Source organism: Allobranchiibius sp. GilTou73, assembly GCF_021391335.1.
Classification (GTDB): domain Bacteria; phylum Actinomycetota; class Actinomycetes; order Actinomycetales; family Dermatophilaceae; genus Allobranchiibius; species Allobranchiibius huperziae.
Genome location: NZ_CP090051.1, coordinates 2,232,962 through 2,254,153, shown reverse-complemented (window position 1 = coordinate 2,254,153; position 21,192 = coordinate 2,232,962). Strand labels below are relative to the sequence as shown.

The 21,192-nt window shown below is 67.3% G+C and carries 15 protein-coding genes and 2 pseudogenes; 9 read left to right on the top strand and 8 right to left on the bottom strand.

Going from position 1 to position 21,192, the window contains the following annotated elements; translation table 11 throughout:
• Positions 1–96 precede the first annotated feature (96 nt).
• Positions 97–1,488 (bottom strand): serine hydrolase, encoded by a 1,392-nt coding sequence (locus tag LVQ62_RS11145; RefSeq protein ID WP_233761616.1) that lies wholly within the window; start codon positions 1,486–1,488, stop codon positions 97–99.
• A gap of 117 nt (positions 1,489–1,605) precedes the next feature.
• On the opposite strand from LVQ62_RS11145, the gene LVQ62_RS11140 reads away from it, so the two are divergent.
• The gene (locus LVQ62_RS11140; RefSeq protein ID WP_233761615.1) at positions 1,606–4,968 is read left to right on the top strand and encodes a serine hydrolase; all 3,363 of its coding nucleotides are present in this window, start codon (positions 1,606–1,608) and stop codon (positions 4,966–4,968) included.
• A 17-nt stretch (positions 4,969–4,985) separates the two neighbouring features.
• Here LVQ62_RS11140 and LVQ62_RS11135 read toward each other — a convergent pair whose 3' ends face one another.
• The 3 genes and pseudogenes from LVQ62_RS11135 to LVQ62_RS11130 all read right to left on the bottom strand — a co-directional run bounded on the left by LVQ62_RS11135 (position 4,986) and on the right by LVQ62_RS11130 (position 6,434).
• Positions 4,986–5,159 (bottom strand): hypothetical protein, encoded by a 174-nt coding sequence (locus LVQ62_RS11135; protein ID WP_233761614.1) that lies wholly within the window; start codon positions 5,157–5,159, stop codon positions 4,986–4,988.
• Between the two features lie 140 nt (positions 5,160–5,299).
• A pseudogene (locus LVQ62_RS17855) lies at positions 5,300–5,563 on the bottom strand (alpha/beta fold hydrolase); the annotation flags it as partial.
• Positions 5,564–5,780: 217 nt separating this feature from the next.
• Positions 5,781–6,434, bottom strand: a complete 654-nt coding sequence (locus LVQ62_RS11130) for a class F sortase (protein ID WP_233767770.1) — start codon at positions 6,432–6,434, stop codon at positions 5,781–5,783.
• A 1,247-nt stretch (positions 6,435–7,681) separates the two neighbouring features.
• Here LVQ62_RS11130 and LVQ62_RS11125 point away from each other — a divergent pair.
• The 4 genes from LVQ62_RS11125 (at position 7,682) to LVQ62_RS17850 (ending at position 10,805) form a co-directional block, all read left to right on the top strand.
• Positions 7,682–7,963, top strand: a complete 282-nt coding sequence (locus tag LVQ62_RS11125; protein ID WP_179481197.1) for a twin-arginine translocation signal domain-containing protein — start codon at positions 7,682–7,684, stop codon at positions 7,961–7,963.
• Between the two features lie 108 nt (positions 7,964–8,071).
• Positions 8,072–9,685, top strand: coding sequence for a DUF4331 domain-containing protein (locus tag LVQ62_RS11120; protein WP_233761612.1), 1,614 nt, complete (start codon positions 8,072–8,074; stop codon positions 9,683–9,685).
• 226 nt (positions 9,686–9,911) lie between these two features.
• A complete protein-coding gene (locus tag LVQ62_RS17540) occupies positions 9,912–10,043 on the top strand; it encodes a hypothetical protein (protein WP_255696387.1) in 132 nt (43 codons plus the stop codon).
• Between the two features lie 477 nt (positions 10,044–10,520).
• Complete coding sequence (locus LVQ62_RS17850; RefSeq protein WP_370639609.1) at positions 10,521–10,805, top strand: HAD family hydrolase; 285 nt, start codon at positions 10,521–10,523, stop codon at positions 10,803–10,805.
• 43 nt (positions 10,806–10,848) lie between these two features.
• Here the strand turns inward: LVQ62_RS17850 and LVQ62_RS11115 are convergent, their stop codons facing one another.
• A complete protein-coding gene (locus LVQ62_RS11115; RefSeq protein ID WP_208052197.1) occupies positions 10,849–12,048 on the bottom strand; it encodes a phosphatidylserine decarboxylase family protein in 1,200 nt (399 codons plus the stop codon).
• Positions 12,049–12,659: 611 nt separating this feature from the next.
• Between LVQ62_RS11115 and LVQ62_RS17845 the strand changes: the two genes are divergently transcribed.
• Complete coding sequence (locus LVQ62_RS17845; protein ID WP_370639608.1) at positions 12,660–12,920, top strand: HGxxPAAW family protein; 261 nt, start codon at positions 12,660–12,662, stop codon at positions 12,918–12,920.
• Between the two features lie 538 nt (positions 12,921–13,458).
• On the opposite strand, the gene LVQ62_RS11110 is transcribed toward LVQ62_RS17845, so the two are convergent.
• Complete coding sequence (locus LVQ62_RS11110; protein ID WP_208052198.1) at positions 13,459–13,680, bottom strand: hypothetical protein; 222 nt, start codon at positions 13,678–13,680, stop codon at positions 13,459–13,461.
• Between LVQ62_RS11110 and fdh the strand changes: the two are divergent.
• The 3 genes and pseudogenes from fdh (at position 13,679) to nrfD (ending at position 18,708) form a co-directional block, all read left to right on the top strand.
• Positions 13,679–16,943, top strand: a pseudogene (fdh, locus tag LVQ62_RS11105) (formate dehydrogenase). The gene LVQ62_RS11110 and the pseudogene fdh sit on opposite strands and share 2 nt — an antisense overlap.
• Positions 16,944–16,960: 17 nt before the next feature.
• Positions 16,961–17,746: a 4Fe-4S dicluster domain-containing protein gene (locus LVQ62_RS11100; protein WP_233767767.1), complete on the top strand. Its 786-nt coding sequence runs from the start codon at positions 16,961–16,963 to the stop codon at positions 17,744–17,746.
• Positions 17,743–18,708, top strand: coding sequence for an NrfD/PsrC family molybdoenzyme membrane anchor subunit (gene nrfD / locus LVQ62_RS11095; protein ID WP_233761610.1), 966 nt, complete (start codon positions 17,743–17,745; stop codon positions 18,706–18,708). The genes LVQ62_RS11100 and nrfD overlap by 4 nt, the downstream gene beginning before the upstream one ends.
• Before the next feature lie 140 nt (positions 18,709–18,848).
• Here nrfD and LVQ62_RS11090 read toward each other — a convergent pair whose 3' ends face one another.
• Both LVQ62_RS11090 and LVQ62_RS11085 read right to left on the bottom strand, forming a co-directional pair.
• Complete coding sequence (locus LVQ62_RS11090) at positions 18,849–19,121, bottom strand: Rho termination factor N-terminal domain-containing protein (RefSeq protein ID WP_233761608.1); 273 nt, start codon at positions 19,119–19,121, stop codon at positions 18,849–18,851.
• Between the two features lie 284 nt (positions 19,122–19,405).
• The gene (locus LVQ62_RS11085) at positions 19,406–20,542 is read right to left on the bottom strand and encodes a glutathione-independent formaldehyde dehydrogenase (protein ID WP_233761606.1); all 1,137 of its coding nucleotides are present in this window, start codon (positions 20,540–20,542) and stop codon (positions 19,406–19,408) included.
• Between the last annotated feature and the right edge of the window lie 650 nt (positions 20,543–21,192).

Genomic DNA, 21,192 nt, shown 5'->3' with positions numbered 1-21,192 from the left:
GAATGCTGCGCCGGAGCCGGCAGGTCATGTTGGTCCGATACGACGAGACAGCAGGTGTCCAACTGTCCGATCACACAAACAGCACGGTGCATTCCGTCAGCCGCTGGGTGCGCGCGGGACGACCCGCCCGATGTGCAGGAACCGGGCACGTCCGGCGCCGTCCTCGTCGACGAAGGCATGCGGCATGTGGAGCCCGTGCTCGGCATCCTTGGCGATGAGCATCCCGTCCTCCCAGTCGACAAGCTCACTGCGCTGGGGCGCCTCCCCCATGTCGGCCAGGTCGCCCTTAGGCCGCACCTCCCGCCAGATCCGGCCGTCGTTGTCCTGCTCGATGACCACGTCCGCGATCCTGCTGGCGTACGTGCCGGTGTAGCGGGACGCATCCACCCGTCGCGGATGCTGATGCGGAGCAGGCAGTGGTGGCAGCTGGGTCTCCCCCAGTTCGGCGAGCAGATGGCCGACCACGTCGCGGTAGAGCGGGAAGGGCTGACCACCGTTGGTCAGGAGCACCACAGCGACACCGGTGGCGGGCGCCATCCGCAGGAACGACGCCTGTCCCAGCGTCGTGCCGTCGTGTCCGATGACCGGACCGGCCGGGGTGTCGTAGATCTCCCATCCGAGGCCCCATGCGTCGCCCATCACCCGCAGTCGTGGCAACTGCACCTGTCGCTCCTGCATCGCGTCGACGGTCTCGCCGCGCAGGACCTGCGTGCCGTCAGCGGCCCGACCGGCGTTCAGGTGGAGCTGCGCGAACGCCAGCAGGTCGCGGGCCCGCATCGCCAGGATCGAACCGGCCGGCGCGTTGGAGCGGGGCAGGTTCCACACCGGCGCCGGCTGCTGTTCGGCCTCGGGGGTCGGGAGCACATGCCCGACCGCCGGCCGAAGGAGGATCGCCTGCCCGGCGTCGGTCGCCGCGTGTCGCAGGTCGAGGGGTTCGAAAAGGCGGCTGCGCAGGCACTCGTCGTACGTCGCTCCGCGCAGCTTCTCCACCAGCCGGCCCAGGACGCAGTATCCGGCGTTGTTGTAGGAGAACCGATCGCCTGGCTCGAAGAGCTGCTCCACGTCGTCCAGCCCGGCGACGTACTTCTCCAGGCTGTCGTCACCCGGCCCGGTGTCGGTGAAGATGTCACCTTCGAATCCGGCTGTGTGGCTGAGCAGCTGGCGCACCGTCATCGCCGCGGACGCCGCGGCGTCCGCGACCCGGAAGTCGGGCAGGTAGCGGCGCACCGGTGCATCCAGCTCCACCTCGCCCTGCTCCACCAGCTGCATCACCAGCGTTGCCGTCCACACCTTGGTGATGGACCCGATCTGGAACACCGAGTCGGGTGTCGCGGTCACGCCCGTCGACAGGTTCAGCACGCCCGCCGCGGCATCGATGCTCTCCCCGCCGACACCAACAGCCACGGCGGCTGCGGGCACGTCGTACCGCGCGATGAGCTCGGGCAGGTGGTCGCCGAGCCACGACTCGACCTCTTTCAACGTCGTCATACCGAGAAGCTACGAACCCTCGGAGCGCGCCACGTCGTCGCATCCGTCAAGCAACGGGCCGCCAATTCATCCGATCCGACAAAGCGCCCCGTGCACCGCCCGCGGCAGCCTTCGAGGATGACCCGACCGCTACGGCTGGACGACCTGGCCGACCTGCAGCTGCCCAGCGCCCCGACGCTGTCGCCCGACGGTCGGTCCGTCGTGTACGTCGTGCGCACGACGGACCCCGAGGCCGATCGCGACATACACGCACTGTGGGCCGTTCGCGACGAAGGTGGCGGATGGGGTGAGCCTTTCGCGCTGACCCACGATCGCGACGACACGGCTCCGGCGTTCTCGCCTGGCGGTGATCGCGTCGCCTTCCTGCGCGGCAACCCCGCCCCCCAGCTGCACCTGCTGCCGCTGAGCGGCGGTGAGGCGCAGCGGCTGACGAACCTGCCAGCGGGTGCCGGGACACCGGTGTGGAGCCCGGCCGGAGACCGCATCGCCTTCGTGGCGCCGGTCCGCATCGACGGCAGCGAACCGGACCTCCACGCTCCGATCGAGGTGGCCAGACTGGGCTACAAGTCCGACGATGCCGGGCTCCACGGCCCGGTGCGGACCCACCTTCACGTCCTCGACCTCACGACGCTCGAGGTGCGCCGGCTCACCGATGGCGACTGGGATGCCCGGTCCCCCGCGTGGTCGCCGGACGGCGCCCGGCTCGCCTTCACCGCCGCCATGAACGAGGATGCCGACCGCACGCTGCGCTCGAGCCCGTTCGTGCTGGACCCCTCCGGCGACGCCGCACCACGCCGGATCGGACCGGGTGTCGGCGTCGCGGGTGCCGTCACGTGGAGCGCCGACTCCGCGGCGCTGCTGGTCGCCGGTCAGACCCGGCCGCGCATCGGTCACACCGCGCTCTTGCGGATGACGGTCGACGACCCCTCCGACGAGGGGATCGACCTGATCGGCCGCCTCGGCCGCAACGTGATGCCGGGCGGGCCCGGTTACCCCGGCGGCCGCCCGCAACTCGCCCCGGACGGGCGGCAGGTCGTGTTCTGCATCCGGGACCGCGGATGCTCGCACGTCTACGCCGCACCGGTCGACGGGTCCGCGGCACCGCGACCCCTCATCGACGATCCGCAGGTGAGCGTGTCGGGTCTCTCGGTGGCCCGGGACGCCGACCTGGCGGCGGTGGTGCTCGCCGACCCGTCGACGTACGGCGAGATCGCGATCGTCCCGATCTCGGGCGGGGATCCGGTCCGCCTCACGAAGCACACCGCCGCCGGCCTGCCGGACGTACGTCTGCTGCGCCCCGAATCCCGCACGTTCCGGGTGCACGACGGCACGCAGGTGCACGGCTGGGTGCTGCGCGACCCGGAGGCGACAGTGCCGGGTCCGCTGCTGCTCGACGCACACGGCGGACCGCACAACGCGTGGTCACCGGTTGCGGACCCCGCACACGCCTACCACCAAGTGCTGGCCTCGCGGGGCTGGACGGTCCTGACCCTCAACCCGCGCGGCAGCGACGGATACGGGGAGGAGTTCTGGACAGGTGCCGCCTTCGCCTGGGGCACCGCCGACGAGCGGGATCTGCTGGATCCCCTGGACGAACTGGTCGACGAGGGGATCGCCGACCCGGACCGCCTCGCCCTGACCGGCTACAGCTACGGCGGCTACCTCACGTGCTGGCTGACCGGCCGGACCGACCGGTTCGCAGCAGCCGTGGCAGGGGGCGTGGTCGCCGACCTGACGAGCCTCTGGGGCACCAGCGACGAGAGCCCGGCGCTCGGGGCGCAGGAGTGGCCGGACCCGTTCACCGAGCCCGACGAGCTGACGGCCATCTCCCCCTGGTCGCACGTGGCCGACGTGCACACCCCGACCCTGCTGCTGCACGGGCTGGCCGATCAGACGTGCCCGCCCGGGCAGGCCGAGCTGTGGTTCGCCGCCCTCCGCACGCGCGGCGTTCCGACGCAGATGGTGCTCTACCCGGGCTCCTCGCACGTCTTCATCCTCGACGGGCGACCCTCGCACCGCATCGACTACAACCGCCGACTCATCGACTGGACGGAGCACCACATGAGCACCCGGACCACCACACCAGCACGCCTCGACCAGCATCACTGGGAGCGGCGCCTGGACCAGCTGGCCGCACGGCACCAGGTCGTGGGAGCCAGTCTCGCGATCCGCAGGGTGTCCGAGTCCGGCGACGTGACCGACGACGAGCTGGTCCAGGCCGCGACCGGCGTCCTCAGCAAGACCACCATGTATCCGGCCACCACCGATTCGGTCTTCCAGATCGGCTCCATCAGCAAGGTATGGACCACCACCTTGCTCATGCAGCTGATCGACGAGGGCCAACTCACCCTCGACACCCCCGTCGTGGAACTGCTGCCCGACCTGCGACTCGGCAGCGAGGAGGTCACCCAGAAGATCACGGTGCGTCATCTGCTCACCCACACCAGCGGCATCGACGGCGACGTCTTCACCGACACGGGGCGCGGCGACGACTGTCTCGAGAAGTACGTGGCGGGCCTGCACGACGTGGCCCAGAACCACCCCCTGGGCGCGACCTTCTCCTACTGCAACTCCGGATTCGTCCTCGCGGGCCGCGTCATCGAGGTGCTCACCGGAAAGACCTGGGACCAGGTCCTGCGTGAGCGGATCATCGAGCCGCTGGGACTGACCCACACGTCCACCCTGCCCGAAGAGGCCATCCTGCAGCGCGTCGCCATCGGGCACATCTCCCCCGATCCGGAGGGTGACCCCCAGGTGGTGCCGACCTTCCTGATGCCACGCTCCGTCGGCCCGGCCGGTCTGATCACCGCGACTGCAGCCGACGTGACGTCGTTCGCGCGGATGCATCTGCGCGGCGGTCTCGCCCCCGACGGCACCCGGGTGCTTTCCGCGCAGTCCACGACGGCGATGCAGTCCCATCAGGTCGACGTCCCCGAGAAGTACACCCTCGGCGACTCGTGGGGCGTCGGCTGGATCCGCTTCGAATGGGACGGCGAGCGGCTCTACGGTCATGACGGCTCGACGTACGGCCAGAACGCCTACCTGAAAGTGCTGCCCTCCCAGGGCCTCGCGGTCGCTCTGCTCACGAACGGCGGGCACACGACCGATCTGTACAACGACCTCTTCGACGAGATCTTCCGGGAGGTCGCCGACGTCGCCATGGCGCCCCAGCTCACTCCGCCCGCTGATACACCGGATGTCGATCTGTCACTATACGTCGGCACCTACGAACGCAGCTCGGTCACCTCCGAGGTGACCGAGCGCGACGGGAACCTGGTCATCAAGGTCATCCCGACGGGGACGGTCGCCGAGGCGTCCGGAGCGACCGTCGAACACCTCGTGCTGCAGCCGGTCGAGCAGGGACTGTTCGTCACCCAACCGCCCGGTCAGCAGAGTTGGCTCCCGGTGTACTTCTACAACCTGCCCGACGGCAGCCCCTACCTGCACTACGGCGCGCGCGCCCAACCCAGAAGGAGCTGAGCCGTCGCGAACTGGTCTCAAGGCGCCGGCACCCGGAAACAGACAAGCAGTGACGACACCATCTGGTACTGCGCGATCAAGCTGAGGATCGCGATCGTCCCCGACTCGCCGAAGACGCGCAGACACGCCTCGTAGACCACGTCGGGCACATCGTGCGTCCGCAGCAGGGCGGCAGCCAGGTCGTGGGCCACGGTGGCACCTTCTGGGCGCAGGCTTCCGCGACCAGTTGGAAGGTCAGATCGGAGTCTGAGACGCCGAGCGCCGCGTGCAGTGGAGTCCAGGGCATAGCTCGACCTAGATGTCATTGACTTCTTCCACACCCTGGCCACCATCAGCGTGGAGGTCCTGGACGCAGACGCTGCGGGTCTGATGCTGGCCGACCAGCGCGGCCAGCTGCACCGTAAGCAGTCGAGAGCGTGACCAACCCCAACAACGCCGATGGGCGCAGGGCCGCACACGCGTGTGCGGCACGCGCGCCCCAGTCGTGTCCAACCAAAGTGACGTCGCGTAGTTCAAGGTGCGCCATCAAATCCAGGACATCACTGGCGAGGGCGGCCACCTGTCCTGACTGAGCGTCGCGCGTCAGAGCGCGGGTGCCACCAACCCCCTCAACTCGACGAAGAAATGCAAGTGCTAGTTATGGCGTGTTCCCCAGGCGCGACCCAAGGACCTGGTCACTCGTAGCCTCAAACCCAGGGCACCGGGCAAGCCCGACGACACAGCACTGAAGGCTTCGTGTCATCGTTACCAACCGGCGAAGTCTCTGAAGATGGAATGCCGGAGACACTATTCGTGGGGCGGGGCCTGCGAGATCACGACCGGGTCAGTGAGGCGAACACCACGGTGTTGGATTCGTAGTGGTGAGTGGTGGCGTTGAACCGCCCGCCGCAGGTGATCAATCGCAGGCCGGCGTAGTCGATGGGGCCGTACACGGCCTGGGAGGGAAACTGATCTTTGAGGTAGCTATCGACTGCATCGACGCGGAAGTACGCCAGGCTTCCATCGGCGCGGGTGACCTCGATTCTCTGGCCCGGGCGCAGAGCACCCAGTTTGTAGAACACCCCGGGGCCGGAGGTGGAGTCGACGTGGCCGAGAATCACAGCCGGGCCGAGCGCACCGGGTGTCGGTCCGAGGCGGTACCACGCCGCCTCAGCTGCGGTGGTGGGAACTTCGATCGTCTGGTTTGTGTTCAGCCCCACCGTCAGCAGGTGGGACCGGATGCCGACCGAGGGCACGCGTATCGACACCGGTGCTGAAGCGCTCAGATGGAAGGCCGATGGTGCGGCTGCCGAGTTGGCCGGCTTCTTGCCCGCCGCCTTCGTGGCAGGAGCAGCGGGGATCGTCACGGCCTGCTGGGCCGGTCTCGCCATGGCTGCAGGAATGGTGCCTAGGTCGCCGGCGGCAGGCGGGGCCGGAGACATCGTCAGGTAGCGACCGATCAGCCCAACGGCAATCACGGCCAGCATCACGCTCAGCACCAACGGGACATGCCGCTGCGCGCGTCGTCCTGGAGGTTCCTGGACCCTCCACAACGGGTGGCATCCAGCGACGCGCCTCGTCGTCCGCCCGTTCCGTTGTCCTACTGGTTCCTGGACGCTCCACAACGGGTGGCATCCAGCGACGCGCCTCATCCGCCCGTTCCGTCGCCGTACCGGTTCTTGGAACAACGGGTGGCATCCAACGACACGCTTCATCTACTCGACTCTCTTCGCGAACCGCCCTGACATGTCCGCAAACGCGTCTCAAACGATCGAACCCGGCCGGTTACTGGAATCTTGTGCATCGGCAACGCGATCCGGTGCTCCACACCTGTCGCACCGGTACGCGCAGCATCCCCATGGTATGTCGACGAGGCGGTCCGCCACCCGTGCTCGGAAAGTGCCTGCAGATCAACTCGACACCCCACCGGGCTCACACCCGTGGCGTGAGTAACGACGGAGCCCACGATCAGCCCGTGGCCGGTCGAGCTTGGCCACGAGGAAAGCCGACGCCGCTCAAAGCTCTCGTCGGCCCTCACGAAGTCAGCGTCCTCCCGCCGCAACCGGCGTACTTCCTGCGTTTTCCGCAGTCGTGGTCCCGTCCCGAGCGCCGGCACCGGTCTGCGCCTGACGCACCCACGTGCGCTGCATTTCTGCGGCAGTGACCCCGAGCAACGGCGCGATGCGCTGCATGACCGCCCACTGCGACTCGCTCGATAGTCGCCCCGCGACCGTCTGGACCGCTCGAACCGTCAACCCGGCCGAACACCGCCTCAAGGTGCCCCTGAATCGTGGCTGGCACCAGGCGGATATCGACGATCGCCGGTCGGGGTTGAAGTTGGGACCGGGCCAAAGGCATGTGCTCGCCGGCGCGGGTCGCGGCGCCTGGATCGGCACCGACCGGTCGTGCCGCGAGACCGCCCGCACACCGCCCAACGCACGAGGGCATGTCCGCCCAGGCTGCTCCCCCGCGATGCGGGCCGTGGGCACCTCTGGGCGGCTGTCGATGACCAGGCAAAACCCCGCGTCCGCCCCACCCGCAGAGCGTGTCTTCTCCAGATTTACGGAGCGACAACCTCGGTTGTATCCAAACGGCGCGCAGCGACGTAGCGTGTCTAGCGGAGCGACGGCAAGTGCTGCACAAGCGTTTTCGGGTCGAATCTCGACCCGTTCGATCCGGCTCTCGGGTGTGCCCCGCTCACGATTCCCCACGTCCGCATCCGAAAGGTTTCACCATGGCTGGTAGTAATCGTCGCAATTTCCTCAAGAGTGCCTCCCTGGGGGCGGTCGGGGTAGCGGCGGTCGCTGCCCCGGAATTGCTGTTCGGTGGGGCGGCGCAGGCGGGCACCCCCGCCCTGGAGACGCCCATCCCCGCGAAGGGGGTGAACGGACCAATCGTGGTGTTCCTGCGCGACGCCGGCAGTGGAGAGTTCACCGTGATGCACGGTGAACGGTCTTCAACATTTGTCGACAAGGGGCTCGCCGCGCGCCTGACTCATGAGGTACCCAAGGCCTGAGCTGGCAGCTCGACTGTTTTCACTCCTGCCGCACCTGGCGGGCACAGACACCCATTTCTGGTTTGGCGCGAATGCGCCGGACTTACTTTGCCGATAAAGAGGTAGTTCATGTCGTCTCACAAGGAAGCCCCGTCGATCAGCAACGATGCGGCCGCGGACAACACCGACGTTTATGTCTTCGTCAGCCCAGACAATCCGGACACCGTCACGATGATCTCCAACTTCGTGCCGTTCGAGGACCCGGCCGGTGGGCCGAATTTCTACGAGTTCGGTGACGACGTGCTGTACGAGATCCACATCGACAACAACGGTGACGGCCTGGCCGAGATCGTCTACCAGTTCACATTCAACACCGACTACACCCTTCCGAACACGTTCCTGTACAACATAGGGCCGATCGAGTCGTTGACCAGTAAGAACTGGAACCGGCGGCAGTACGTGTCCGTGAACCGGCGGGACGTCACCACCGGCAAAAACCTGCGCCTGGCAGACAAACTTCCCTGCCCGCCCTGCAACATCGGGCCCTTCTCCACCCCGGACTACGTGAAGCTGGCCAACGCGGCGATCCACCACCTCGACGGCGGTCGCACCCTGTTCGCAGGGCAACGGGCCGAGGGCTTCTACGTCGACCTCGGAGCGATCTTCGACCTCGGTGATCTACGGCCGTTCCAGAATCTGCATGTGGGCTCGCAGATGCCGGCCGCCGGAGGCATCAGCGGCACGAACGCCAAGAACGTGCACTCCATCACCCTGCAAGTACCCAAAACCGACCTGAGCGCGGGCGGGCACGCCCCGACCGATCCCACCAACCCCCGTTCCACAATCGGGGTGTGGGCCACCGCCAGCAGGCAGCAAACCCGCATGTACGACACGGACCGCCCAGGCACCACCATCAACACAGGGCCCTGGGTGCAGGTCTCCCGGCAGGCGAACCCGTTGTTCAACGAGGTACTCATCCCGATCACCAAGAAAGACCTCTTCAATTCCCAGCAGCCCGGTAATGACAAGCAGTTCGCTCAATATGTCACCAGTCCCGAATTGGGGAAGCTGCTTCCCAGCCTCTACCCCGGTGAGTTCCCCCGCCTCGCGGCGTTGAATGCCTCCGGCAAGCCGCGGGCGGACCTGGCAGCCATCTTGCTCACTGGGATTCCGGCGGGGATCGTCCCCGGTTTCCAGAACAACACCGGCACGGTGATGGCCGATCAGCTACGACTGAACATGGCCATCCCGCCCACCACCAAATCGCCCAGCAACCTCGGCCTGATCGGGATGGATCCGGCCGGGTTCCCCAACGGGCGCCGCGTGTTCGACGACGTGACCACCATCGAGCTGCGCGCTATCGCCGGGGTGACCTACGCCCTGGTCGACAAATCCTTCACCCCCGACAAGGCAGCCGGGGCAATCACCCAAGGCCTGACCTCCTCCAACACCGACGTCCATGCCAAGAACACCCAGCACTACCTGCCCGGCTTCCCCTACCTGGGCACCCCGCACAACGGTCACGACAACCCCGCCAACAACGACCCGGCACCCTACCCGGGTACCAGTGCCGGCCCGACCGTGCCAATCGGTGGCCCCAGCACGGGTGCCGGCGGCACCAGCGGTGGGCGGGACACCGGGCTGCTCGTCGGGGGTGCCGTAGCGGCGGCAGGGGCCGCCGCCGCCGCCGTCGCACACCAACACCGCTCAGGCAACGACATCACACCCGAGACCCCGGCATGACCGCCGCCACGCTCGGCGTACCGAAATGGCGGGCCGGGTAGATGGCCGAACAGCCCTACGGGCCGACGGACGCCGGCGCAGTGGTGCTCGACATCGGTGGGGACATCGGCGCCCTGGTCCTGCACACCACCCCTGAGCTGGTCGGCGCAGAGATCGAGGTCAGCCGCGTCGGCGCCGGAACCCCCGCACACACACCGCAGTCCGGCAACGCCGCGACGGACCAAGCGTGCAGTACGCGGCAATCTTTGCCGCACTGCATGCCGGTGACTACGTCGTCCACGACCTCGACGGCACCCCCACCGACACCGTCACCATCATTGGTGGCCACGTCGCTACCCTCGACTGGTCCCAGCACTGACCCACCCACAACAGCCGCTCCGGGTGCCACCGCCGTCGCCGGGGTGAAGCCGCACCAACCCACCCCGCACGGTCAACGCAGGGTGCGCCCAAAGTGGATCGCCGGGTCGAGTCAGTGTTGGACCGTGGCCACGAACACGAGCCGCGACAGCGAGGACCAGCTCAGTCGTTGACCTAGTGCAGGCTCGCTGCAACGTTCGTACGTGAGTTGGATGATGTGGCCTCACCGCCCCAGCCCTGGTGGTACTTCCTAAAGGAACCGCTGGCCACAGTGGCCGACGAAGCTGGGCTTTCACTCATCTACCTGGCGCTCGGATTCGTTCTTGCCCACCCAGGGGTGGCCACCGCAATCTACTTGACGGGTGCCGCAACGCGGGCCTCACGGTTGTCCTTGCGACGAGCGGGGCCAAGTCTGATCTTGACTGGATGTTGCCCCGGATCGGCGCGCATGACGTACTGAAGGGCGCAATCACCTCCGATGACGTCGTTGCTTCCAAACCAGCACCGGGACCTGCTGACCGCGGCACTGAAGGAGCACGGGTTGGACTCATCACGCACAGCCGTCGTCGGAGACACCGTGTGGGATGTAGAGGCAGCGCAACGGGCCGGATTGCCCTGCATCGCGCTGCTGTCTGGCGGGATTGCCGAGGCAAAGCTGCGTGACGCGGGCGCGATAGAGGTCTACCAAGATCCGGCCGACCTACTCGCCAAGCTGGAGTCATCCCTCCTAAGACCGCTGGTCCCCCGTAGCACCCGTCGATGATTGACCCACTACTGGCTGGCTCATTGCTCGGACTGCCCCACTCTCAGCTGCTGCCGTCGGCCTTCCGGCCGGTCTGGGTCGTGGCTAGATGAGATCGGACGCGCACGGTGGGAGCGTTGGGGTCATGTAGCTGAGGGATTGCGGCAAGGTTGAAGTCCTTGATGACTCCGGGGCCGAAGATGAGGCAGTGGGTAGACCCACCGAACTGGAAGTACCCCAGCTCGTCGCCCTTGCCCACATGCTGACCGGGTGTCATACCCGCGCCGATCACGCAGGAGGAGACCTCGTTCATTCCGACGGGCATGAACGCCACCAGGCCGATGGCCGGGTTGTCGGCTTGGATGAGAAAAATGGCCCGGGCGGCGACATGCGCCTGGTAGCCCTGGGAGTTGCGCGGGTCCACGGCGTCGGCGCCTTCGGAGTCGGCCTCGGAGTAGTAAGTACCTTGCTGGACCGAGGCGCGCACGATGGTCCCGGCCACGGGACTGTGCCAACGGTGGTAGTCCACAGCGCTTAGGAACGCCTGATAGACGGTCCCGCCGACGAACTGGTCCACGGCCTCATCGCCGGCGAGCATGTCGTACAGCGAGTAGGGCTGATTCTTGATCCAGAAGCGGTCGTTGCGTTGCACATCGGTCTTGATGCTGTACGGAGTCGACTCGCACGCATTGGCGATGATCGAGTCGTCCTCCGGGGCCGCGACGGGACGTTCTCCGTCCTTGAAGGTGCGGGTGAAGTAGTCGTTCCAGGATGCGAATCCCCAGTACTGGTCTTGCGGGTCGTGCTGGAACTGCTCCATGCCCACGGCCTTGCAGGCCTGCTCGCTCTTCCACCCGGTGGGGGTGTCGTTCAGGACGTAGCGGGACTCGTTGCTGCTGAGGAACTGACACCACGCGTTCAGGATCTTCTGCAGCATGGCGTTGAGCTGGGGGTTGCGGTAGGCGGCGAACCCAGCGGTGGTGCCCATCGTCCAGTCCAGGATCCCGGCCAGTGGCAAGGTCACGGCCTGGTCCCCGAATTCCGGTGCCACCGTCAGCACCTCGTTGATCAGCAGCAGCATCTGATCGACGCTGGTCAGGTGCTGCCGGCTGTAGGACCTGCTGCGGGGCACCTCGGTAATCATCCGATCCAGGTACATCCGCACCACCGGGTCCCCAGCGATGAGTTCTTTGAACTCCACGATGACCGGGTGCAGCACTACCTGGTCGCCCTTGGCCTCAGCACGCTGCTGGTGACCCTTCAACCACTCCTCCAGAGCGTCTTGGTCAGGTAACCATCCAGCCCGGCGCCGAAGATCCGTATTCGGAGAGGTATCGCTCATCCGGCAACTTAAGCACCTTCCGAGACCGGCACCCTCACCGGTCTAGAACGCTGTCTGCGGCGACCCACGTGCAACGCGGCGCTCCCACTTCCCAGCTGGCGTGGGTACGAGTCACGGCGTGCATGGGCGAACCAGATCTCGCGCGCTATCGCGTGTCAGCAAGAGGCGGTGCGACCACCGTTGCCGATTCATCAGGGCCTGTGGTCACGTGTTCAGGCAGCCCCGATCTGGCGGCGGCGGCAGTTGCGTGATGAACCGGTCTTCAGTTTCGGGACCCGCTTCGGCGGACCAGCCTCCCTCATGCGCAACCCCGGCGACGGACATCGGCGGGGTCATCGCCGCATTGGGCGCAAGATGCGCCGCCCGGCCCGCACTAGGAAAACGACCCACAACACCACGGAGACTGGCTATGGTCGCGCCGGGCGCCACCGCACCCGTGAGCTGCTCCTCCAGGACGTCGTGACGAGACGGCCGCGAATGGTTGACACCTGCTGCTGACCCCCAGCGGCACCCCTCTCTGCCGAAGGGGTTTCATGAATGAGATGAAGCCAGATAGCCACGGGAACAGCATCGCGGCTTGGACCGGAGTCGTAGTGATACTTCTGGGGTCCGTTTTGATCGGTTGTGGCGTGGCATTCGGTCGCCACGCTCTCGACATTGCAGGTGTGGTCGCCTGCGCCATCGGGGCTGGCTCCGCAAGCATCCTGAGTAGGGCAGGTTTTGGTGCGCCTCACCTGCAGCCACCACCACGGGCCAGCATTGGCGAAAGCAGGCGCCGGTCCTCGAGTTCTTGATAAGCGACCCCCTGGTGACAGCTGGGATGGTTCGACAACCCACAGGACGGTCGCCGTGGCGGAGACACCACCCACGGGCACAACGACGGCGACGACCAGCAAGGCCACTCCCCGCATTCGCCATGGAGGTGCCAAGACTGAACGTTGTGAGCCCACCCCATCTGCTGAGCCGTCGTTGTAGCGTGACCGCAACGGCGTTACGCCGCATCACTTGTTGAGCTGCGACCCCCTGCGGGCGGGCTGTCGATGATGAGAGGTCTTGATGGCATCGAGACCCTAGAAGATTCCGACGTCGCAGCAGATCGCGCAGATCGGGCTCGCCGCAGGAATGATGTTCGCGGACGTAGGCCACTGGACGTTCGCGCGCAAACCGTTCCAGGCGCAGGTACCCAAGTGGGTTCTTCTCGACAAGGACGCGGTGGTCTTGGCCTCGGGCGTGGTGGAGCTTGCGCTGGGTGCCATCGGTGCCCCGCAGCGTCAGGCGGATTCCGCTCGCGGACTCCACGAGGCGGGTCGGCGCGGGCTCGGTGACCGAGGATTACGGGTGCCAGAGGTGGTCACGGTCGTAGGACAGCAGCTGCGACGGGTCGGACACCCCCGCATCCAACCAGCCGGTCCGGTCCAGTTCGTCGAGCGGTGGTTCCAACAGGTCGGCGCACACCCTGCGCGGAGGACCCTCCGGGTGCAACGATGAGGAACCGCCGGTCAGCCGGGCGGTCCGCTCGCCGTCGTACGAGGTAGCTGATCGGAGAAGATTCATGGTGACACCGCTGCGCTGGCCGGTCCTACGCCAACTCACCTCGGGCGACCCGAGCGGTCGGCATCAGGCGGCGACCTCCAGAGCCACCGAGGAGCTGACCGCCCGGACCGCGACGGCCGACAGGGTGGTGGGTTCGATCTGCCCGTTCTGCGCGGTGGGGTGCGGTCAGAAGGTCTACGTCAAGGACGACGAGGTCGTGCAGATCGAGGGCGACAAGGATTCCCCGATCAGCCGAGGACGCCTGTGCCCCAAAGGATCTGCGACTCTAGAGCTGACGACCGGCGACGCCCGGGAGCGTCACGTCCTCTACCGCCGCCCGTACGGCACGGACTGGGAGCGGCTCGATCTGGATAAGGCCATGGAGATGGTCGTCGACCGGGTGCTGAGCGCACGGGAGGAGGGGTGGCAGCAGGAGGACGACGAGGGGCGCACCACCCGCCGCACGATGGGCCTGGCGAGCCTCGGTGGTGCCACCCTGGACAACGAGGAGAACTACCTCATCAAGAAGCTGCTGACCTCGCTCGGGGTGGTGCAGGTCGAGAACCAGGCACGGGTCTGCCACAGTTCGACGGTCGCGGCGCTCGGTACGTCGTTCGGGCGGGGCGGCTCCACGACGTACCTGCAGGATCTGGCGAACTCCGACTGCATCGTGATCGAGGGGTCCAACTTCGCCGAGGCACACCCGGTCGGTTTCCAGTGGGTGATGGAGGCCAAGGCGCGCGGTGCCAAGATCATCCACGTCGACCCGCGGTTCTCCCGTACGAGCGCCATGGCCGACCTGTACGTCCCGATCCGTGCGGGCACCGACATCGCGTGGCTCGGCGGCCTGATCAACCACGTGCTGAGCACCGAGTCGTACTTCCACGAGTACGTCCTGAACTACACCAACGCCGCAACGATCCTGAACGAGGACTTTCAGGACACCGAGGACCTGGACGGAGTCTTCTCGGGCCTGGACCGTGACGGCTCCACGTACGACCCGTCGTCGTGGCAGTACGACGGGGTGCAGGTCGCGGCAGCGTCCGGCGCCCGCGACAGCGGGTACGACGAGAAGGTCCAGAAGAGCTCCAGCACCGACGAGTCGGGGCACGCGCACTCGTTCGGGTCCGGTGGTCCATCGCTGCGCGGCACCTGGCACCGCGACGAGACCCTGCAGGACCCGCGGTGCGTCTTCCAGGTGCTGCGCAGGCACTACGCCCGCTACACCCCCGAGATGGTGCACGAGGTGTGCGGGGTCCCGCCGGAGCTGTTCCATCAGGTGGCGGACGCTCTCGTGACCAACTCCGGTCGGGAGCGCACCTCGGCGTTCGCATACGCGGTGGGCTGGACCCAGCACACGGTCGGGACGCAGTACATCCGCACCGCCAGCATCCTGCAGTTGCTGCTGGGCAACATCGGTCGACCGGGCGGCGGGGTGATGGCGCTGCGGGGGGCACGCGAGTATTCAAGGCTCTAGCGACATCCCCACGCTGTTCGACCTGCTGCCGGGGTACATCCCCACCCCTCACGCGCACCGCCACGAGACCCTCGACGACTTCATCAAGGCCGATGAGGCGGAGGTCGGGTTCTGGTCCGGGATGCGCTCTTACATGGTGAGTCTGCTCAAGGCCTGGTGGGGCGACGCCGCCACCGAGGACAACGACTTCTGCTTCGACTACCTCCCGCGGATCACCGGCAGCCACGCCACCTACGACACGGTGCAGGAGCAGCTCGCCGGACGGTGCAAGGGGTACTTCCTGATCGGGGAGAACCCGGCGGTCGGGTCGGCGAACGCCGGCTTGCAGCGTCGTGGGATGGCCGAGCTCGAATGGCTCGTGGTGCGCGACTTCTCGCTGATCGAGAGTGCCACCTGGTGGAAGGACGGCCCGGAGATCGCGACCGGTGAGATGAGCACCGAGCAGATCGCCACCGAGGTGTTCTTCTTCCCGGCCGCCGCGCACACCGAGAAGAGCGGCACCTTCACCAACACCAACCGGCTGCTGCAGTGGCACAACGCCGCCATCGAGCCGTCGGACGACCGGCGTAGCGACCTGTGGTTCATGTGGCACCTGGGACGGATGATCCGCGAACGACTCGCCGGGTCCACCGACGACCGAGATCGGCCGGTGCTCGACCTGACCTGGGACTACCCGACCGAGGGCCGATATGACGAGCCGAGCGCGGAAGCCGTCCTGGCCGAGATCAACGGCACCGGCGCCGACGGTGCGCCGCTGTCGGCGTACACGCAGTTGCGTCCCGACGGTTCGACCTCGTGCGGGTGCTGGATCTACGCGGGCTCCTACGCCGACGGTGTGAACCAGCCGGCTCGGCGCCGCCCGCACCACGAGCAGGGGCAGGCCGCACTGGAGTGGGGATGGGCCTGGCCCGCCAATCGGCGCGAGCTCTACAACCGCGCGTCGGCCGATCCGCAGGGCCGCCCGTGGAGCGAGCGCAAGAAGCTGATCTGGTGGGACGAGGATCAGGGGAAGTGGGTCGGCGACGACGTGCCGGACGTGCAGCCGGACAAGCCGCCGTCCTACCGGCCGGCCGAGGACGCGACGGGTGTCGACGCCCTGTCCGGGATCGACCCGTTCATCATGCAGTCCGACGGCAAGGGCTGGCTGTATGCGCCCGCGGGTCTGGTCGACGGCCCGCTCCCGACGCACTACGAGCCCCAGGAGTCGCCGTTCGAGAATGCGATCTATCCCGACCAGCGCCAGAACCCCGTACGCAAACTGGTGATCCGTCGAGGAAACAGGTACCACCCGAGCGGGAAGGAGCCCGGGGCGGACGTCTACCCGTTCGTGCTCACCACCTACCGCCTGACCGAGCACTTCACCGCCGGTGGCATGACCCGCTGGCTGTCCCGGCTGGCGGAGCTGCAGCCGGCGATGTTCGCCGAGGTGTCCCACGAGCTCGCCGCGGAGCGTGGCCTGCGCAACGGGGGTTGGGCCACCGTGGTGTCGGCGCGTAGCGCCATCGAGGTACGGGTGCTCGTGACCCACCGGATGCGGCCGCTCACGGTGGCGGGTACCCAGCTGCACCAGATCGGCATGCCCTACCACTGGGGCGGCAACGGCCTCACCACAGGAGACGCGATGAACAACCTGAGCTCGATCGCGATGGACCCGAACGCGCACATCCAGGAGGTGAAGGCGCTGACCGTCGACATCAGACCCGGGCGGCGACCGCGCGGGGCCGATCTGCCGCGCTTCGTGGAGGAGTACCGGCGTCGGGCCGGCATCGATGAGCACACCGGCGTCGAGCACGGGGTGATGTCGTGAGCACGGTGGACCTCGGGATGCCCCGGGTCGGATTCTTCACCGACACCAGCGTCTGCATCGGGTGCAAGGCCTGCGAGGTGGCCTGCAAGGAGTGGAACGCCGTCCCGACCAAGGGCGCACTGGAGCTGACCGGGGAGTCGTTCGACAACACCTCGGAGCTGTCGGCCGACTCCTGGCGGCACGTGGCGTTCATCGAGCAGCAGGTGCAGACCCCCTCCGCGAACGGGCCCCAGGAGGGGGTGCGATGGCTCATGTCCTCGGACGTGTGCAAGCACTGCACCCATTCCGCCTGCCTGGACGTCTGCCCGACCGGGTCGCTCTTCCGCACCGAGTTCGGCACGGTCGTGGTCCAGGAGGACATCTGCAACGGGTGCGGTTACTGCGTGTCCGCGTGCCCGTACGGCGTCATCGCTCAGCGCGAGGACGACGGCCGGGTGTTCAAGTGCACGATGTGCTACGACCGGCTCAAGGTCGGGTCCGAGCCGGCCTGCGCCCAGGCATGCCCGACCCAGTCCATCCAGTTCGGCGACCTCGACGAGCTGCGGGAGCGCGCACAGACACGGGTGGAGGAGTTGCATGCCGCCGGGGAGGACAAGGCGCGGCTGTACGGCGAGTCGCCCGACGACGGCGTCGGTGGAGCCGGCGCGTTCTTCCTGCTGCTCGACGAGCCCGAGGTCTACGGGCTGCCGCCGGACCCGGTGGTGACCACCCGCGACGTGGGCGCGATGTGGCGCCGTGCCGGGGCTGCAGCGGCAGCCCTGCTGGCCGGCGTCGCAGCGGCGTACTTCACGGACCGCGGATGAGCCCCCGACGCGGACCGGAGGACAAGTTCACCTCCTACTACGGCAGGCCGATCCTCAAGCCTCCGACGTGGGAGCCGCTGGACATCGCCGGCTACCTCTTCGCCGGAGGTCTGGCGGGCGCGTCGTCGGCACTCGCGGCCGGTGCCGAGCTCACCGGGAGGCCCGCGCTCGTACGGTCCACCAGACTGACGGCCCTCGGCGCCCTCGGGGTGTCGTTCGTCGCCCTGGTCCACGACCTGGGGCGACCGGCCCGGTTCGTGAACATGCTCCGTGTCGCCAAACCGACGTCGCCCATGAGCATGGGGTCGTGGTTGCTGACGATGTACGCGCCGCTGGTCGGGCTGGCCGCCGGAGCGGAGCTGGTGCCGCTACCCCTGCTGCGACGGGTCGCCCCGGTCGCCGGACGAGGTGCGGCGGTGCTGGGGGCAGGCGTCGCGACGTACACCGCCGTGCTCATCGGCGACACCGCGGTGCCGACCTGGCACGACGCGCACCGCCAGCTGCCTTTCGTCTTCGCCGGATCGGCCGCGGCGAGCGCTGGTGGTGTCGCCAGCGCGCTCACGCCCCTCGCGCAGTCCGGGCCCGCCCGCCGGGTGGCCGTCGCGGCCGCCGTGGCGGAGCTCGCCGCGACCACGGCCATGGAACGCAGCGGGCACCTCTCCATGGAGACGCTGCATGAGGGTCGGGCACGCAGCCTCATGACGGCGGCCAAGGGACTCACCGGCGGTGGCGCGCTGGTGCTGGGTGCGTTGGGGGGCCGGTACCGGGCAGCCGCCGCCGTCGGCGGGCTGGCGCTTGCCGCGGGATCGGTCTGCCTGCGTTTCGGGATTTTCGAGGCCGGCCGCGCATCCACGCTCGACCCCCGATACGTCATCGAACCGCAACGCCGGTCCTCCCGTTCCCCGTCGGCCGCCGATTCGGCGCCCTCCGAGACTGCCGCGGACGCACCCACCGGCGGGTGACCTCAGCGCGGATGGCACCGCAGCCACACACCTGACCCCGCTCCCCCGCCTCGAGGCGCACCAACCGGCGCTGAGAAGTCCGATTCAGCACGAAGCCAACGAGGGTCGCCCAGTTGCGTCCTGGTTTCGCGCGCCGCTCCTCAACGCTCGCGCAACGCGTTGATCAGCTCGTCTTTGGTCATTGTGGAGCGGCCCTCCACCCCAATGTCCCGGGCGCGGTCCAAGAGTTGCTGCTTAGTCCATTCGTCGTAGAAAGGATGCCTGCCGCCCTTGCGGCCAACGCTCGAACGGGAGGAGTTTGCAGCAGCGTTGGCGATGCGCGCTGACTTCTCCTTGCTGTTTCCCTCATCGCGCAGCTTTTCGTACAGCTCGTCATCCTTGACCGAAGGGCCAGGATCTTCGCGTGGAGTCACGATGTCTCATCCCCATCACCTAGTTGACGTCATCCCGCCCGCGCCGGCCGAGGGCATCCGCAGCGGCCTCGCCCAATTTACCGACGCACGTGTCAGCTCGATCCAAAAATCCTGCGGCACGGGCACGGGCACGGGCACGGGCACGCGCCGGCCGGTACGGCGCACCACGTGCAGCACGCGCTCAGCGCAGCCTCCAGCACAGGGCCCACGCGGTGCTGCCCCCGGTCGCCCGACGCGTGCCTGAAGTGCGGGTTGCGCACGTCAGGCACGTGCCCGTGTTGCGCTCAGGGGTGCAGCAGCACTTTGGTCCACCCATCGAGCCGGTCGTCGAAGTTCTTGTAGCCCTCGGCGGCCTGGTCCAGGTTCAGTTCGTGGGACACGATCAGGCCCGGGTTCAACTGGCCGTGGTGGATGAGATTGCGCAGCTGCCGGTTGTACTGCTTGACGTTTGCCTGCCCGGTGCCCATGGCCTGGCCCTTGAAGAAGAACGTGCCGAAATCGAACCCGAACTTGCCCTCCTTGGCGAGGTCATCTTCGGCCTCGGGATCCTCGGGCACGAAGACGCCAACAACCCCAATGCGCCCGGTGGGTCGCACAGCCTGGATCAGGCTGTTGATCGTCAGACCCGGTCGCTCCTGCCCTTCGTGGTCATGCGCCTGATAACCCACGGCCTCCACGCCCTTGTCAGCGCCCTCACCACGGGTCGCGTCCAGGATCTGCTGCACGGCGTCGCCCTTGCTGTCGTCGATCGGGGTCGCGTCCAGTTGCTCGGCCAGCTTCAGCCGGTCGGCCTGACGGTCGACCACGAACACCTGGTCCGCGCCGCGCAACCGCGCCGACATCGCCGCCATCAGCCCCACCGGGCCGGCGCCCCAGATCACCACGGACTCCCCGATCCCCACCTGCGCGAGCTCGGTGCCGTGATACCCCGTCGGCAGGATGTCGGACAACATGACGTAGTCCTTCTCCTTCTCCCGGGCATCCTCGGGCAGGACCAGGGCGTTCCAGTCCGCGTACGGCACCCGCAGCAACTCCGCCTGTCCCCCGTTGTAGGGACCCATGTCGGCGTACCCGTACGCCGCGCCGGCGTTTCCGGGGTTGGCCGTCAGGCAGAAACCGGTCCGGCCCGCCTCGCAGTTCTTGCAGAACCCGCACCCGATGTTGAACGGCAGGCACACCATGTCGCCAACTTTGACCCGATCGACACCCTCACCGACCTCGATGACCTCGCCCATGTTCTCGTGACCAAGGACCTTGCCCTCCTCCACGTCGGTACGGCCCTCGTACATGTGCAGGTCGCTGCCACAAATGTTGGTGGTGGTGATCTTGATCAGAGCATCCGTCGGCTTCTCGATCTTCGCGTCGGGAACCTCGTCGACCGAGACGTTCTTGGGGCCGTGGTAGACCAATGCGCGCATCATACGTCCTTTGCTGTGAAGGGGTTCCACGTTGCAGGTTGTGGACTGACTGGGTTGCTCGGCGGCCGTCACGCCGAGGTAGCGGCCCCCTTCCTTTGTACCCTTTACAGCGTCTTGGCGCTGGCCCTCATCGTGGTCATCCCCACCTACCTCACCTTCTTCGTGGGTCTGGAAGACACCTGGTGATGGTCCTGGGAGTGGCCCCTTGTGCCGGCGCCGGGCAACCAGCTGCCTGAGGCCTAACCAGTGAGGTGACTGATCAGTCCGCCGCAAACGAGCGATCAGTGACCTTGGTGGCCCTATACCCGGGGCCGGCCGGCACCAGTCGTCGCACCCATAGCCCCGTTGATGGGACCCAAGCGTGACCGGGTGGTGGTGGGCGCAGATCTTTCGCAAGGCCGTCTCTTGCCGGTCGAAGCGCTTCAACGGGGATGGGCGCGGCTGCTCGAGGTGTGGCGCCGCCGGCTTTCAATCTCGGTGGTAGCTCGTGGACGCTTGTAACGGCTATTGCGCAGGGTTGATTCGTGGCGCAAGCTGTATGCACAAGTGGACGTATGTCGTTACAGATGGTTGCCACTCGTTTTGGTCCCAGACCCTGGCCTTGTTGACATCACCGCAAGCCAGGGGACCAAACCATGAGTCAATGCTCCAGC

What these genes read in the sequence shown, in the direction of transcription:
- LVQ62_RS11145 (WP_233761616.1), bottom strand. Translation starts at nt 1,488, where the DNA reads ATGACGACGTTGAAAGAGGTCGAGTCGTGGCTCGGCGACCACCTGCCC.
- LVQ62_RS11120 (WP_233761612.1), top strand. Translation starts at nt 8,072, where the DNA reads ATGTCGTCTCACAAGGAAGCCCCGTCGATCAGCAACGATGCGGCCGCG.
- LVQ62_RS11085 (WP_233761606.1), bottom strand. Translation starts at nt 20,542, where the DNA reads ATGATGCGCGCATTGGTCTACCACGGCCCCAAGAACGTCTCGGTCGAC.
- LVQ62_RS11110 (WP_208052198.1), bottom strand. Translation starts at nt 13,680, where the DNA reads ATGAATCTTCTCCGATCAGCTACCTCGTACGACGGCGAGCGGACCGCC.
- LVQ62_RS11100 (WP_233767767.1), top strand. Translation starts at nt 16,961, where the DNA reads ATGCCCCGGGTCGGATTCTTCACCGACACCAGCGTCTGCATCGGGTGC.
- LVQ62_RS17850 (WP_370639609.1), top strand. Translation starts at nt 10,521, where the DNA reads ATGACGTCGTTGCTTCCAAACCAGCACCGGGACCTGCTGACCGCGGCA.
- nrfD (WP_233761610.1), top strand. Translation starts at nt 17,743, where the DNA reads ATGAGCCCCCGACGCGGACCGGAGGACAAGTTCACCTCCTACTACGGC.
- LVQ62_RS11140 (WP_233761615.1), top strand. Translation starts at nt 1,606, where the DNA reads ATGACCCGACCGCTACGGCTGGACGACCTGGCCGACCTGCAGCTGCCC.
- LVQ62_RS17845 (WP_370639608.1), top strand. Translation starts at nt 12,660, where the DNA reads ATGAATGAGATGAAGCCAGATAGCCACGGGAACAGCATCGCGGCTTGG.
- LVQ62_RS11125 (WP_179481197.1), top strand. Translation starts at nt 7,682, where the DNA reads ATGGCTGGTAGTAATCGTCGCAATTTCCTCAAGAGTGCCTCCCTGGGG.
- LVQ62_RS11130 (WP_233767770.1), bottom strand. Translation starts at nt 6,434, where the DNA reads ATGCTGGCCGTGATTGCCGTTGGGCTGATCGGTCGCTACCTGACGATG.